The sequence below is a fragment of the Paenibacillus sp. FSL H7-0323 genome (assembly GCF_038002725.1).
Lineage (GTDB): Bacteria > Bacillota > Bacilli > Paenibacillales > Paenibacillaceae > Paenibacillus_AQ > Paenibacillus_AQ odorifer.
On record NZ_JBBODB010000001.1, the window covers coordinates 5560093 to 5574449 of the forward strand.

Consider the following 14357-nt stretch of genomic DNA (forward strand, 5'->3'; position numbering starts at 1 on the left):
AAACACTGCCCATAAGGTGATAAATTCGCAAATAACGTCATCTGGGTCCGAAGCCGCAGTAGCTGATTAGGACAGACGCTCCACATAGCAGCTGAGGAACCCAAAACAGAGGAGCGATTCTCCAATTAATGAGAGAATCGCGCAGACCGCCATTTTCAAAGTAGTAAGCTGCTTGGAGGATATTCACGTTGCATTAGAGATTATTCCAGTCGAATGTCAGCAGCGTGCTTGCCTGCTGTATATCCTGTTGAGAAGGCCGCTGTTATATTGTAGCCTCCTGTATAGCCATGGATATCGAGTACCTCGCCGCAGAAGAATAACCCCGGCATAAGCTTCGATTCCATTCTTTTGGGATCGATCTCCTTCAGGTTTACCCCGCCCCCGGTAACAAAGGCCTCGGATAGGGAACGGGTGCCATGCACATAAACCGGCATGCGTTTCAAAATCCCAGCTAATAGAAGCAACCCATTCTTGGAGACGTGATGGCCAGTTGTATCCCCATCTAAGTCAGCTTTAGTCAGCAAGAGGGGGATGAGACGTTCTGGCAACAGTCCTTTCAGCGAATTGCGGATCGCTTTCTTAGGTTCCTGATCCAGCTTATCCTGCAACATAGATTCTACTTCCTGTGTGTTCAGATCAGGGAAGAGATCAATGGACATCTCCACCGTATCTGTGCCGGATTTACGTTGGACTTGTCTCAGAAATTGGCTGCACCGCAGTGCAATGGGCCCTGATAATCCAAAATGGGTGAATATCATATCTCCTCGATGAGAGATGACCTTCTTTCCTTTAGGATTCCACACAGTGAGGGCTACATCACGTAGCGACAGGCCTTGCAGCTCGCCGGACTTAATCCATTCTTCCCGTGAAAGAATCGGCACCTCTGTCGGAAACAGCTCGGTGATCGTGTGCCCTGCGGCTTCTGCCCAAGGGTAGCCATCTCCAGTGGAGCCGGTCTGTGGTACAGACTTGCCTCCGGTGGCGATGATAACAGCAGTGCAGGCGATCGTCTTGCCCGAGCTCAGCTGGACTCCCTTAACAGCCCCTTCGTTATAGATTATTCTTGAGACGGGACTGTCGGTCATAATCTGCACGCCTAGACTCCGTACTTTGCTAATTAAGGCAGATACGACACTAGAGGCCTTATCGGAAACGGGAAACATCCGCCCGTTATCTTCTTCTTTTAATGCAATGCCTAAACCTTCAAAAAAGGCGATGATATCCTGGTTATTAAAATGGTCGAAGGCACTATACAAAAAACGCCCGTTTCCTGGAATATGGGCGATTAGCTCGTCTCTTTCCTTGACGTTGGTAACATTGCAGCGTCCGCCACCAGATATTCCGAGCTTTCGGCCTAGTTTTGCTCCCTTGTCGATTAGCAGAACGGATGCCCCGTGTTCTGCAGCGGCCACGCTTGCCATTAGACCCGAAGGGCCGCCTCCAATGACGATCACATCGTAATTGCTCATGAAATTTTACTCCTTTACATGTTAAGACACGGAAGCGATTTCCGCGGGTATTCCTAACGGAATCATACCATTCTGATTCACATGTAACCAGTCTTGTCCAATCATTAGGTGATTATCGTTGTCAGGAGAGTAATCCTGTGCTTTAATCTAAGCATGTAGGGTAATTTGTCCATTTTGGGGTGTGATTGTAATTATTGGTGCGGTTAAGGATATCTTATTGCAAATATCGGCAGCATGCTCCTTTCTTTTTCTTTTTCAATGGTGGGTGGACCGTAGATTTGTGACTCGGAAAAAGGGGAAGCTCCCAAATGATCAGACCTTTTTAATTTTGGCATGTACGTTTAGTCTTATCCTGTGCTCTCTTCTTTCGACAACTCTGTTTGGTGTAGCCTATTTGAATTTAGGATTAATCCCTGCGTATATTGGTATTTTATATGGAACTACCCGTTCGGGCATTTTGCTGTCCATTTTCTTGCTTATCTGCAATGTAATCATTGCGGAGCCTACAGGAATCAGTAACGTGATATTGAATTCAGGGGTTTTATTATATCCGCTACTGTTTGGACTGGCCAAACCTTTTAAGAAAGGTACAGTAGTTGAGAAGATCGGTATGTTATGGATGATTCTTTGTCCAAGCATGCTATTTATTGCGTTAGTCCCGATTATAGGCGGGGAAAATATATATGAATCAAATTCCGTACAAGCATTTCTGATTACGGTGTATCTGTTTTTTACCATCGCGCTAGGTGGTGTTTTTGTATATTTTGTTGAGATGGTTAGAAGTAGATTGCGGGATAAAGTACAAATGGAGAGTATCAGTGAAAGTTTCCAGTGGGAGTCCGAGAAGCTGCAGCAGATTACCAATGTAGTCCCTCTGAGTATTATGTCTCTGGATGAACACGGAGTTGTAACTGATCTTAATGATTGTATGTTAGGAATGATGAGGACTCATTATCCCAATTTGCGAAAAGAGGATATTATTGACGAACCGGTAAAAAAGTTTTTTCACAGCTCAGTGGATACACAGGCATATATGCGGGTAAGTGATAATATCCGCTCTAAACGGCGTTCCAGTGAAAAAATGATTCATGAGTCGCGCATCTATCAGATTTATTCAGCGCCGTTAATGCATAAGAGCTCAGGGGTAACAAGTGGTGCTGTAATTATTGTGCAGGATATGACCAATGAGGAAAAACTACGTGTAGAGCTGGATCATGTGGAACGTTTGAGCTTGGTCGGGCAGATGGCTGCTGGAATTACCCATGAGATTCGTAATCCTATGGCGGTAGTTCGGGGTTTTTTGCAGCTGATGAGAGAAAAGAGTGCTCAAGAATTGGATTCTTATTATCAGATTGTGATGGAAGAGCTGGACCGCGCTAATAGTATTATTAATGATTTTTTATCCTTGGCACAGAGCCGGGTTTCTGATAAAGAGAAGGTGCTGCTGCACCATATTATAGAAGAAGTTAGTCCATTGCTGTGGGCTGATGCTAATCTTCGCGGTCAAAGTGTGGAACTGAAGCTGAGCCCATCACTGCATGAATTGGAGCTAAATGTCCGGGAAATCAAGCAGCTTATTCTCAATTTAGGACGTAATGGTATGGAGGCTATGGGACCCAAGGGGGTGCTGACGCTGGAGACACGCAGTACTCATGATAAAGTGGAGTTGATTGTCACCGATAGCGGCGTTGGTATGTCAGAAAGTCAACGCGAGAAGCTGTTTTTACCCTTTTTTACGACGAAAATTCAGGGAACAGGTCTAGGCTTATCCTTGTGTCTTAGTATTGTGGAGCGGCATAACGGTAAAATAAATGTAGAGTCTGTAGAAGGAGAGGGCACGGTATTTACGATCTCCTTCCCATTGAATAAGGAGGAACCCAGCGAGGTTCGCTCTTAGATTGAATCACCCTCTACAGCATCTCTTGCTTTCACAGAGTATGAATGTATAATAAAGTTAGTAAGTACTGCTGTAATATTATCTGACAAACAGTTGAAAAGTGAAGGAGAGTGCAGAGAAATGTCCATGTCTTTTAATCAATATATGAGAGATTCAATTCAGCCTATGCGTGATGACCTGACAAGTATCGGGTTTCAGGAGCTTATGACTCCAGAAGAGGTGGAAGCAACTCTTCCAACCGCAAAAGGAACATCGCTTGTAGTCGTAAATTCGGTCTGTGGTTGTGCTGCTGGACAATGTCGTCCAGGTGTAGCTCAGGCTTTGCAAAATGAAATCACTCCGGATCACTTGTTCACAGTGTTTGCAGGTCAAGAGAAAGAAGCTACTGCTAAAGCACGTGAATATTTTGCTCCTTATCCGCCATCCTCACCTTCCATCGCACTGATGAAGGATGGAGAACTCGTTCACTTTATTGAACGTCATGGTGTAGAAGATCGTTCGGCTGCTGAAATTGCTGCTGAATTGAAAGAAGTCTTCAATCGTTTGTGCCAGTAAAAACAGTTATTCCATATAATCTCGCATCAGCCGGTAAATCGGCTGCATGCGGGATTTTTCAAAATATAAGAGCAATAATGGGATAGAATATGCTTAGAAGCATGAGCTTCGTTTTGGGTGGATATTTTGATGGATATGGAACCATTTCTGATGGAACGAGGTGTGTTTGGTGAGTTTACAGAAAGAAATTATTGCGGATCTTGGCGTGAAGCCAACGATTGATGTAGAGGTTGAGGCACGAAAACGGGTTGATTTCTTAAAGTCGTACGTGCTGAACGCAGGGGCTAAAGGATTATTGATCGCCATTAGTGGTGGAGTGGACAGTGCGGTAGCCGCGGGTCTTTGTAAACAGGCTACGGACGAGCTGTCGGCAGAAAAAGGCACAGAGTATATGACGCTTGGAGTATTCCAGCCTTATGGGGTTCAGGAAGATATTCAGCACAGCTACGATGTTGCCAAAGCTTTTAATCTGACTCATACTGTGGAGACCAACATTGAGGAAGCGGTAAATGAAATTGCCCTTGAAGTTGAGCATGGTCTGAAATCAATAGGCCAACACCGTCATATGACGCATCAAGGCAAAGGAAATGTTAAAGCCAGAACACGTATGGTTATGCAATATGCACTCGCTTTTGAGAACAATCTGATTGTAGTAGGAACGGATCATGCTTCTGAAGCGATTACCGGCTTCTACACGAAGTGGGGCGATGGCGCTGTAGATATTACACCACTATCCACACTTAATAAACGTCAGGTACGTCAATTGGCTGCACATATCGGTGTGCCTGCGGATATTGTCACAAAAGCACCTACGGCGGGCTTATGGCCGGGTCAGACGGATGAAACCGAGCTGGGCATTACTTATGACGATAACAGCGACTATCTGGAAGGTAAACAGGTTAACCCTGAAGTAGCTGAGAAGCTTGAGAATTATTACCGGAGAACGGCACATAAGCGTAATGTTATTCCGGGGATTTAGAATAGGTTGAACTAGAAATCGCCACGGGTCTGCGTAGCAGCAGAGCTCGTGGCGGTTTTTGTGAGTTGGATAGCTGGATAGACTAAGAAGAATAATTATTCTGTAAGCGTAAGTGTCTGATCGATAAAATTAGTTGTCGCAGCAATCGCGAACTCTAATTGCGGAGTCGTGCCAGCAAAAGGATGCACAGTGTTGAACGTATGATTACCCTCAGGAACCTGCACCCAGCTAATATCTGGCCGAAGTTTGATGAGATGCTCAGATCCTTGGCGGAGATGTACTCCATCTTGACTGCCTTGAATAAGGACAACTGGGAAGGACGCTTTCTGTATGCGTTCAAGGATGTTATAGCGTTCTTTGTTGTTCTCCATATCTTCTAAAATTACAGCATCCAGCGGCATTTGTTGGCCAGTACGTCCATTAAGGACATAGGTTCTTCCTGTTTCCTTCATCTGCTGCTTTTGTTCTTCCGTCAGCAAATCGAGTTTCGTAACCCCGTTCCAGGAGATTACTCCGCTGATCTCATTGGGATGATCAAGCGTGTAGACCAAACAAATTCCCCCTCCGAGACTGTGGCCGAGAAGGAATAACGGCAGGCTGCCGAATTTCGGGTGTTGACTAAGATAGGACAACAGGATTTCCATGTCCTTCAAGCTGCGGCGATAGGTGTTGCGGGCGAACTTCTCAAGTTCAGTGAAATGCAGCAGATCTTCCCCGATGCCAGCATGAGAGAAGTTAAAAGTAATTACTTCATGCTCTTGGCTGAGAGTTGTGGCTATGTAAGGAAACATTCCCCAATCTTTAAAACCTTTGTAGCCATGGGCTATAACTATAACGCTTTTGGCTTTGCCTTGGGCTGGGAAGTGTGAGCAGCGGAGAACAGCTCCGTCTCCGGCAGGTATTTCAAAATTACGATGATTCATAGGGTAATCCCCTCTCCATATATAAAAATGAAGTAAATCAGCTAGTCTATCGTGAAGTCGCTGGATAGTCTTATTAGACTTAGAGCGCATTTTCTTTTAAGATAGCAGAAAGAATCTTGCAGGACTATTACTTTTAATAATACTTCATATGATTGATCATACCATTATTGAAGCAAAATGGGATACACGTCCATAAGGAGCGTGAAGTGTTGATTTACGGAATCGGACATGATGTGTTAGAAATTGAACGAATCTCAGAGGTAATAAATAGAGGACTGGGTAAGAAATTTAACCAGCGGGTCTTAACAGAGCAAGAATATCAACTTGCTGAAGAGCGAAGCGGGAGGTTGGCTGAGTTCGTAGCCGGACGTTTTGCTGCCAAGGAAGCAGTTGTGAAGGCTTTAGGCTGTGGCATCGGCAATGTAGTTGGGTTTCAGGATATTGAGATATTGCCTGATGCTAAAGGAAAACCAGAGGTAACTTTATCGTGTGAAGCTTGGAGCAGACTAGATCTGCCAAATGGACAGAGGTACACCATTCATCTTACGATAACACATGGCCGTGATTTGGCTTCGGCTTTTGCTGTCGTGGAAGGGCCAGGTTCATAAATTGAACCCTGATTATAGAAGGGCAAGGAGCGTTATAATGACACAACAAGATCTACAAGTTCAAGACGAACAGGAGCTGCGGGAGGCTAAGCAATATTTCAGCTATCATTTGCTGGAGTGGTATCAAGGGCAGAAACGGGATTTGCCTTGGCGTCGGCACCGCAATCCTTATTATATTTGGATTTCTGAAATAATGCTGCAGCAGACAAGGGTGGATACGGTAATCCCGTATTTCAATCGGTTTATCGAAAGGTTTCCTACCGTGGAGTCGCTCGCCGATGCACCAGAAGAGGACGTGCTTAAGTGCTGGGAAGGCTTAGGTTATTATTCTCGTGCTCGCAATATACAGCATGCGGCCAAACAGGTCAAAGAGCTGTATGGCGGGCAGGTGCCGAATGATCGCGAGGCTGTGTTCAGTTTAAAGGGAGTGGGACCTTATACGGCAGGGGCTATCCTTAGCATTGCGTTCAATCGGCCGGAGCCAGCGGTCGACGGCAATGTGATGCGGGTGTTGTCCCGATACTTCCTGATAGAGGATGATATCGCCAAGGGACCCACCCGCGTAAAAATGGAGCGCCTGGCAGCTGAACTGATCCCGGAGGGGGAAGCGGCATCTTTTAATCAGGCGCTGATGGAGCTTGGGGCGCTCGTATGCACTCCTAAATCACCGCGCTGCTTAACCTGCCCGGTGATGGAGCATTGCGCCGCGCGCCTGGCGGGCTGCGAGACCTCGCTGCCCGTCAAGACCAAGGCCAAGCCGCCGCGCCCTGAGGAGCGGCTGGCGGCCTTAATCGAGGGCCGCGGTGCCCACGCGGGCCAAGTACTCATCCGGCAGCGGCCACAAAGCGGGCTGTTAGCCCGCATGTGGGAGCTGCCGCACTGCCGGCGCCGCCTGTGGAAGGCGGCGCCAAAGGCGCGCGGCTGCCGGAAGCGGCGGCGCTGGATGGCTGCGCCGGTCACTTCGGGAGGCCGGGATCTCTGCCCGGCCTGAGAAGCACTGGATGGCTGCTGAGCATATCTTCAGCCATATCGTGTGGACGCTGCAGGTGTACCGCTGCAGCGAAGAGGACGCCCTTCCGCTGCCGATAGCGGCAGAAGGACGGGCGGTGTACAACGCGGATGCGGACTTATTCTCGGGGATCGACAGCAGCATGCCTATCGAGAGATTTGAGGACGGGACCGCTAGTCCAGAGGATGGCGGAGCAGTGCGCTGGATCAGCCGCGAAGACATGGCTAACTATGCGTTCCCTAACGTTTTTCTGAAGCTACTGAACCTTTATTTTGATGAGCAGGAAGAGCGGGCGAAGCTAGAGAAGTAGGAGATTCGCCGTGTTGCGTTGCTAAAGTGCTAAATGTACAAAACCTGAGTTTGATGTATGCACCTAAGTAGGGTCGTATGCTTCAGTCTCTTCGTAGCAAATATTTGTTTATTTGGCTCAGACTAGTTCAGTCTTGTTCCAACTAAATTCTTCTGGTGTTCCTATGGCTACGAGAGTGAATGAAATTTAATTAGGGAATTTTTCCCTAAAAATAGGTCGATTTGGCTTGTAATTGATCATTTTAGGGAAAACCTCCCTAATAATTAGGAAAATATCGGTTTTATGCCCAAAACGGATAATTTTTAGGGAGTATTTCCCTAATTACTCGTGTTTATGGAGTATATCGCAGAATTTTAGGGAGTTATTCCCTAATCTATTGCTCAGCTACTCCAAACGCAGATTCTCGTAAGCCGAGTATAGATTTATTGCGATTTATTCCGATTTATTCTCATCTATACCGATCTATTCTGATCTATACCGATCCAGTTGCATCCATTTAAGCGACGCAAGCGGCGTGAAATGCGGTGTCTGGGAGGATCTCAATCAATCTCTGTCTTTATCTTTATCTTTATCTCTCTATATCTCCAACCTAAAAAAAGAAGGTATCCCTTAGCCTATTCGGCTCTGAGATACCTTCTTTTTTAGTTAAATGGCATAAGCCAAATGGAATTTCTTATTTTGCGCTTTCGTAACGTTTGCCAACTTCTTCCCAGTTTACTACGTTCCAGAACGCTTTGATGTAATCAGGGCGTTTGTTTTGGTAGTTCAGGTAGTAAGCGTGCTCCCATACATCCAGTCCGAGGATTGGAGTAGCGCCTTCGCTGATTGGGTTGTCTTGGTTAGGTGTGCTTGTTACTGCCAGTTTGCCATCTTTAACAACTAGCCAAGCCCAGCCGCTGCCGAAACGAGTAGTTGCTGCTGCTGCGAAATCTTCTTTGAATTTTTCGAATCCGCCCAGTTCTTTATCGATAGCTTCAGCCAATGCGCCAGTTGGTGCGCCGCCGCCGTTTGGTCCGATAACTTCCCAGAACAAAGTGTGGTTAGCGTGTCCGCCACCATTGTTGCGAACAGCAGTACGGATAGCTTCAGGTACAGCGTTCAGATCTGTAAGAAGCTCTTCAATGCTTTTGCTTTGCAATTCAGGTGCTTTTTCCAAAGCTGCATTCAGATTAGTTACATATGTGTTATGGTGTCTGTCATGGTGAATTTCCATCGTCAATGCGTCGATGTGTGGTTCGAGTGCGTTGTTCGGATAAGGAAGTGCCGGTAATTGAAATGCCATGGAAAAATCCCTCCTGAGTTATATTAGAATTTTGTTATAGATAAAGAATTCTGGCGAACTAACGTCAAAATCCTTTATTGTAAATATGTACTATAGGGTTTCGCCCAATAGGATACTTTAATTAAACCGTATCTAGACCAATAATGCAACACTAAACAAACATAAATGTTTATAAAGTATAATTGGAGAGGGAAAGGGTTTTACAATTGTATTTAGAATGTTAAAATAAATAGTCCCTAACCTATAGACATATATCCTTATTAATACCCTTTTAATGAAGAAATGAACCCCATCCGAAATGTAAACGCTTGATATTAAGCGCTTTCAAAAGAAAAATGATGATATCACGAGAAAAGTGTGCTTTAATAGATTTAAAAGCAGGTATTCCTCGATATTTGATGCTTTTTTTTATTTTCTCTATGTTAAGGGAACCCCTTCTTTTTGTTAAATTCATAAGCCATAGACAAGGGAGATTTTAAAGAATGCACGTTCGTTCCTTTCAATTAAGCGACGTTAGCCCTATGACTGATTTGCTGCAAACCGCATTATCGGAAGAGTGTTTCGAGAACACTATCGAGCCTTTCTCCAGGCAGCTTTCTTGGGATTCAGATCTCATTGTAGTTGCGGAAGATGAAGAAGAAATTGTTGGAGCACTGATTGGTACAATTGAGAAAAACCACGGTTGTTATTTCCGGATTGCTGTACATCCTGATTATCGCCGCAGAGGAGTCGGTAGAAGTCTGGTATCAGCTATGGAATCCAGGTTTCAAGCTCGTAAAGTCAGTGGTATCTATGTAGCCGTCGATGAGCATAATTCTTTTGCTTTGCCGTTGTATGAAGCTATGGGATATAGCGAGAATCAAATCTTCAAATCTGTCCGGAAGCTGAGCATTGTTGGGTAATTTTGATCACTCAGCTGCGAAAGCGGAAACATTTTCTAGAAAAAAGAACTATAGCTGACGATATAGTCTGTTTCATTCATACTCGAGCGTATTTTCCAGAAGTCCATTGCTAATGGCTGGGAGATATGCTTTTTTATTGTTATAATATCTGCAAGTATAGACTTCAATTATTGAGAACAGAGGTGACATATTGAATCAGGAGCCCCAAGTAGATTACACGAGAAATAGGAAACAAAGACATAGATCCTCCAGATCCAAGACTACCCTGGGCGGTCGTTTGGTCTCGGAAATGAAGGATTGGCTGCTTACAGCTGTGATTGTTTTTGCTGTGATGTCTGTTCTTAATGTTTTTGTGTTCAATATATCAACGGTTAAAGGTCAGTCTATGCAGCCAACGCTCTGGGAGGGTGAGAGGCTCTTCATTAATAAAATTTCATTGCTCTTCGTAAATCCAAAACATGGTGATGTTGTCATTCTTCATGATCCAAGTACCGGACCTAGTCATAAGGAGTATTTAGTGAAGCGAGTGATTGGCATACCTGGAGATATCATAGAGGTACGGAATCATCAGTTATACGTGAATGGAAAAATAGTGAATGAGCCCTATATCGATACTGAGATTGAAGATCCGGATTTTGCAGCGTTAACCGTGGAAAGTGGCAATTATTTTGTAATGGGCGATAACCGTCATGCTTCAGCCAGCAAGGACAGCCGTTACTTCGGCTCTATTTCACAGGATATGATTGTCGGCAGGGCTGATTATATATGGTGGCCTCTGTCAAAACTGAATAGATTATAAGAAAGTCAGCGAAGATATGAAAGGAGAAGGCGGAAATGACCAATACATTTCAGTCATCGTATGCTCCCCCGCCTTCCAAGTGGGCACAGCTTAAAGCAGAGATTCAGGAGGCTGCGACATCACTCGGTATTGATGATATCGGGTTTACAACAGCAGAACCTTTTTTATATTTAAAAAATATACTGCAAGACCACCGGGACAATGGATATGAATCTGGCTTCGAGGAACCCGATCTGGATAAAAGGACAGTTCCAGCATTGTCTTCTGGAGACAAGCCGTTATCTATTATTTCGATTGCAGTCGCTTACCCTTCTAAAATGGAGAACCCTCCTAAATCTGAGCCGGGTGCACGTAGAGGCATCCTCGCCCGGGCATCTTGGGGCAGGGATTATCACCATGTGCTGAGGGAAGCCTTAAGTAAGCTAGAGGAATTTATTCACGAGCGTGTACCAGAGGCTGTGCTGGAAAGTATGGTGGACACTGGTGTTCTAGTAGATAGAGCGGTAGCGGAAAGAGCGGGAATAGGCTTCAGCGGCAAAAACTGTTCTATCATCTCGCCCAAATGGGGATCTTGGATTTATCTTGGGGAAATGGTTACGAACATTCCTTTTGCTCCGGATGAACCTGTTGAAGAAGGCTGCGGGGACTGTACCAAGTGTATTGATGCTTGTCCGACCGGAGCGCTGGTGGGTCCGGGTCAGCTTAACGCACAGGCGTGTATTTCTTTTTTGACGCAGACTAAAGGGTTCCTCAGCGAGGAGTATATGACCAAGATCGGCAATCGTCTATACGGCTGTGATACTTGCCAGATTGTATGTCCCAAGAATAGAGGTAAGAACTGGAATCATCGCCCTCAGATGCAACCTGATCCTGAAATTGTGAAGCCGCTGCTGCTGCCGATCCTTGATCTTAGCAATCGTGAGTTCAAAGAGAAATTCGGCAATAGCTCAGCAGCCTGGAGAGGCAAAAAGCCGATGCAGCGAAATGCGATCATTGCCCTAGGCAATTTTAAGGAAGCCGGGGCTGTGCCAAAGCTATCAGAGATTGTTCTGAAAGAGCCGCGGCCAGAGATGCGGGGCACTGCTGCTTGGGCGCTTGGACGTATTGGCGGTGATGAGGCTCTAGCGGCTGTAGAAGCGGGTTTAGAGCGCGAGGAGGATAGCACGGTGAGGGAAATGCTAAGCCGGGCGCAGGATGTGCTCCTTACTGGGAAGAAGGCACGGGAGGACAGCGATATTAATGGAGGAAAAAGTTCATAGACAGGTTGCATATTGCCAATTGCTGTCCAGTTCCCGAAATGCTATGATAGATTCGCGTGCCATATGGCGATGCAGACAATAGAGTGTAGAGGTGGGCTTTAGATGAGTATCGCATTACCTATTATTACATTGGTCGTAGGTCTCATCGGTGGTTTTTTCATCGGTGTATATTATCTGCGCAAACAAATGACAAACATGCAGAATGATCCTGAAATGCTGCAAAAGGTTGCAAAGCAAATGGGTTATAACCTGAACGGGAAGCAAATGCAGCGTGCCCAGCAAATGATGAAGACTCAGGGACAGCCAGGTGCGCGCCCAGGAGCAGCTAAAGGGAATAAACGTAGAAGTAAGTAACCGGGTCCGGATAACATGTATACGGGTGCGGAAGGGGGAGACATCATGGGGAACATCAAGGAATATGTGAACGGTAAAGTTGCAGAGAACCGTGAGCAAATCGAGTATCACGTTGAGAAAATATTAGAATTAATCGGTGAAGATACCGGCCGCGAGGGACTGCTGGAAACACCGGCACGTGTTACGCGGATGTACGAGGAGATATTCGGCGGTTATTCGATAGATCCCCGCGAGGCGCTCGGCGTTACTTTTGATGAGTCTCATGAAGAGCTAGTGATTGTTAAGGATATCGTCTATTACAGCCAATGTGAACACCACATGGCTCCTTTCTTTGGTAAAGTGCATATAGGATACATTCCGAGCGGACGTATTGCTGGACTCAGCAAATTAGCTCGGCTTGTTGAAGCAGTAAGCCGGCGTCTACAGGTTCAAGAACGCATTACGGCGCAAATTGCTGATATTATGACGGAGGTGCTAGGCCCCCACGGTGTTATGGTTGTTGTGGAGGGAGAACATCTGTGTATGTGTGCACGCGGAGTGAAGAAGCCAGGCAGCAAAACGGTAACTATGGCTACTAGAGGGGTCTTCCGTGAGGATGCCGCCGCTCGTGCGGAGTTTCTAAGCTTGATTAAGGAATAAATATCGGGGTGCATACCTCGAAATTGGAAGGACCCATCGTTCACGTAATGTGAATGATGGGTCCTTTTTGGTCAGGGTGTGGGAATAAGAGTGATGTTCACTGTGAATTGAAATAATATCAAAAAGGCTTCCAGGCCAGTTTACTGGCAGCAGCATAACGTTCTGAGACGTAAGGCCAGTTAACGACCTTCCACCAATCCTCAATATAATCGGCCCGATTATTCTGATGTTTAAGGTAATAGGCATGCTCCCATACATCCAGAGCCAGTAACGGAACCACGTCCCATTGTGACAGGTTCTGATGTTTCTCCGCAGTCAAAATCTCCAGTCTATGACTGCGTGGACTCCAGACGAGAATAGCCCAGCCGCCACCTTCAACCTTATTCGCAGCTTCTGTGAACTGTTTCTTGAAGCTGTCATAGCTGCCGAAGCTTTGTTCAATGGCTTCCAGTAAGGCTCCAGTTGGACGCCCGCCACCTTGTGGAGACATTACGTTCCAGAATATTGTATGGAGATAGTGGCCTGCCCCATTAAAGGCTAGCTCCCGCTCCCAATGCTTAACGAGATCGAAATCTCCTTTCTTGCGAGCCTCAGCTAGCTTGTTCTCTGCTTTATTTAGTCCATCTACATAACTTTGATGGTGTTTATCGTGATGAATCCGCATGGTTTTCTCATCGATGTATGGTTCCAGCGCATTATAAGCATAAGGCAATGGAGGCAGCGTATGTCCGCCAATTGGCACAGCACTCATTTCACGAATATCAAGGATAGTATCTGTAGAAGGAATAAGTCCCTCATTCCGCGTGACATTGTCCTCTTCTGTTCTTACGACATAGTCGGCTGCTGTATAATCTCTCATAATTTGCGTGAGCTGTCCGGGCGAGCTCAGAGTGTGCAGTACGGCAAGGAAATACTCTGATTCGCGAATAATATGCAGGATCACAGTGGTTGCAAGGGGGACGGCTTTGACGGCTGCGCTACTTTCCATAATGGCAAAAAGCTGCCGAACAAATTCTTGGGATTGGGTACAGGAGATATGCAGCAGCTTTTCTGTTTCCGCAGTGAGTTCAGCCTGACTTGGTGGAGAAGCAGAGAGGGCAGAATTCAATAACTGCTGAGCGGCCATCTCTGTGGCACCGAAGACCACTGCCCATTCATCCAGCAGTTTAACATAGGGTTCCTCCAGGTTAGGTACGATTGCTTTGATAACCTCGGTATGCTCTTTCTCTTGTGTTTTCCAGAATACGATTTCTTCTAAAATACGTACTGGCAGCATCGGCCCGTATACATATAACATTCCAAGAAAACCTCCCGTGATATGTCTTCATCAGTCCATTATATGTGTGCTCATGATAGCTTATGAAGAGCATAA

The 14357-nt window shown here is 45.9% G+C and carries 12 protein-coding genes and 2 pseudogenes; 10 read left to right on the forward strand and 4 right to left on the reverse strand.

Going from position 1 to position 14357, the window contains the following annotated elements:
- Positions 1-200: 200 nt before the first annotated feature.
- The gene (locus MHH89_RS25020; protein WP_076279660.1) at positions 201-1469 is read right to left on the reverse strand and encodes a BaiN/RdsA family NAD(P)/FAD-dependent oxidoreductase; all 1269 of its coding nucleotides are present in this window, start codon (positions 1467-1469) and stop codon (positions 201-203) included.
- A 394-nt stretch (positions 1470-1863) separates the two neighbouring features.
- On the opposite strand from MHH89_RS25020, the gene MHH89_RS25025 reads away from it, so the two are divergent.
- The 3 genes from MHH89_RS25025 to nadE all read left to right on the forward strand — a co-directional run bounded on the left by MHH89_RS25025 (position 1864) and on the right by nadE (position 4900).
- Positions 1864-3366 (forward strand): ATP-binding protein, encoded by a 1503-nt coding sequence (locus tag MHH89_RS25025; protein WP_139330153.1) that lies wholly within the window; start codon positions 1864-1866, stop codon positions 3364-3366.
- 120 nt (positions 3367-3486) lie between these two features.
- Entirely contained in the window at positions 3487-3921 is a 435-nt protein-coding gene (locus tag MHH89_RS25030) for a BrxA/BrxB family bacilliredoxin (RefSeq protein WP_036676813.1), read from the forward strand.
- Between the two features lie 169 nt (positions 3922-4090).
- Positions 4091-4900: an ammonia-dependent NAD(+) synthetase gene (nadE, locus tag MHH89_RS25035; RefSeq protein WP_076124401.1), complete on the forward strand. Its 810-nt coding sequence runs from the start codon at positions 4091-4093 to the stop codon at positions 4898-4900.
- A gap of 95 nt (positions 4901-4995) precedes the next feature.
- Here the strand turns inward: nadE and MHH89_RS25040 are convergent, their stop codons facing one another.
- On the reverse strand, positions 4996-5823 hold the full coding sequence (locus MHH89_RS25040) for an alpha/beta hydrolase (protein WP_076124399.1): 828 nt from the start codon (positions 5821-5823) through the stop codon (positions 4996-4998).
- A 209-nt stretch (positions 5824-6032) separates the two neighbouring features.
- Between MHH89_RS25040 and acpS the strand changes: the two genes are divergently transcribed.
- Both acpS and mutY read left to right on the forward strand, forming a co-directional pair.
- Positions 6033-6431 carry a holo-ACP synthase gene (gene acpS / locus MHH89_RS25045; RefSeq protein ID WP_076124398.1) on the forward strand — a complete coding sequence of 133 codons (399 nt, stop codon included), beginning with the start codon at positions 6033-6035 and terminating at the stop codon, positions 6429-6431.
- A gap of 37 nt (positions 6432-6468) precedes the next feature.
- A pseudogene (mutY, locus tag MHH89_RS25050) lies at positions 6469-7750 on the forward strand (A/G-specific adenine glycosylase).
- Between the two features lie 673 nt (positions 7751-8423).
- Here mutY and MHH89_RS25060 read toward each other — a convergent pair.
- Positions 8424-9032: a superoxide dismutase gene (locus MHH89_RS25060; protein WP_036676820.1), complete on the reverse strand. Its 609-nt coding sequence runs from the start codon at positions 9030-9032 to the stop codon at positions 8424-8426.
- A gap of 482 nt (positions 9033-9514) precedes the next feature.
- On the opposite strand from MHH89_RS25060, the gene MHH89_RS25065 reads away from it, so the two are divergent.
- The 5 genes and pseudogenes from MHH89_RS25065 to folE all read left to right on the forward strand — a co-directional run bounded on the left by MHH89_RS25065 (position 9515) and on the right by folE (position 12985).
- A complete protein-coding gene (locus MHH89_RS25065) occupies positions 9515-9934 on the forward strand; it encodes a GNAT family N-acetyltransferase (protein ID WP_340397702.1) in 420 nt (139 codons plus the stop codon).
- Positions 9935-10124: 190 nt separating this feature from the next.
- Positions 10125-10733 (forward strand): signal peptidase I, encoded by a 609-nt coding sequence (gene lepB, locus MHH89_RS25070; RefSeq protein ID WP_076101394.1) that lies wholly within the window; start codon positions 10125-10127, stop codon positions 10731-10733.
- Between the two features lie 35 nt (positions 10734-10768).
- Positions 10769-11965, forward strand: a pseudogene (gene queG, locus MHH89_RS25075) (tRNA epoxyqueuosine(34) reductase QueG); the annotation flags it as partial.
- A 129-nt stretch (positions 11966-12094) separates the two neighbouring features.
- Entirely contained in the window at positions 12095-12346 is a 252-nt protein-coding gene (locus MHH89_RS25080) for a YneF family protein (protein WP_036676828.1), read from the forward strand.
- A 45-nt stretch (positions 12347-12391) separates the two neighbouring features.
- Positions 12392-12985 carry a GTP cyclohydrolase I FolE gene (gene folE, locus MHH89_RS25085; RefSeq protein ID WP_036676830.1) on the forward strand — a complete coding sequence of 198 codons (594 nt, stop codon included), beginning with the start codon at positions 12392-12394 and terminating at the stop codon, positions 12983-12985.
- Positions 12986-13103: 118 nt separating this feature from the next.
- On the opposite strand, the gene MHH89_RS25090 is transcribed toward folE, so the two are convergent.
- The gene (locus MHH89_RS25090; protein WP_076138416.1) at positions 13104-14282 is read right to left on the reverse strand and encodes a Fe-Mn family superoxide dismutase; all 1179 of its coding nucleotides are present in this window, start codon (positions 14280-14282) and stop codon (positions 13104-13106) included.
- Between the last annotated feature and the right edge of the window lie 75 nt (positions 14283-14357).

What these genes read in the sequence shown, in the direction of transcription:
- MHH89_RS25065 (WP_340397702.1), top strand. Translation starts at nt 9,515, where the DNA reads ATGCACGTTCGTTCCTTTCAATTAAGCGACGTTAGCCCTATGACTGAT.
- MHH89_RS25020 (WP_076279660.1), bottom strand. Translation starts at nt 1,469, where the DNA reads ATGAGCAATTACGATGTGATCGTCATTGGAGGCGGCCCTTCGGGTCTA.
- MHH89_RS25090 (WP_076138416.1), bottom strand. Translation starts at nt 14,282, where the DNA reads ATGTTATATGTATACGGGCCGATGCTGCCAGTACGTATTTTAGAAGAA.
- MHH89_RS25040 (WP_076124399.1), bottom strand. Translation starts at nt 5,823, where the DNA reads ATGAATCATCGTAATTTTGAAATACCTGCCGGAGACGGAGCTGTTCTC.
- MHH89_RS25030 (WP_036676813.1), top strand. Translation starts at nt 3,487, where the DNA reads ATGTCCATGTCTTTTAATCAATATATGAGAGATTCAATTCAGCCTATG.
- MHH89_RS25080 (WP_036676828.1), top strand. Translation starts at nt 12,095, where the DNA reads ATGAGTATCGCATTACCTATTATTACATTGGTCGTAGGTCTCATCGGT.
- folE (WP_036676830.1), top strand. Translation starts at nt 12,392, where the DNA reads ATGGGGAACATCAAGGAATATGTGAACGGTAAAGTTGCAGAGAACCGT.
- MHH89_RS25060 (WP_036676820.1), bottom strand. Translation starts at nt 9,032, where the DNA reads ATGGCATTTCAATTACCGGCACTTCCTTATCCGAACAACGCACTCGAA.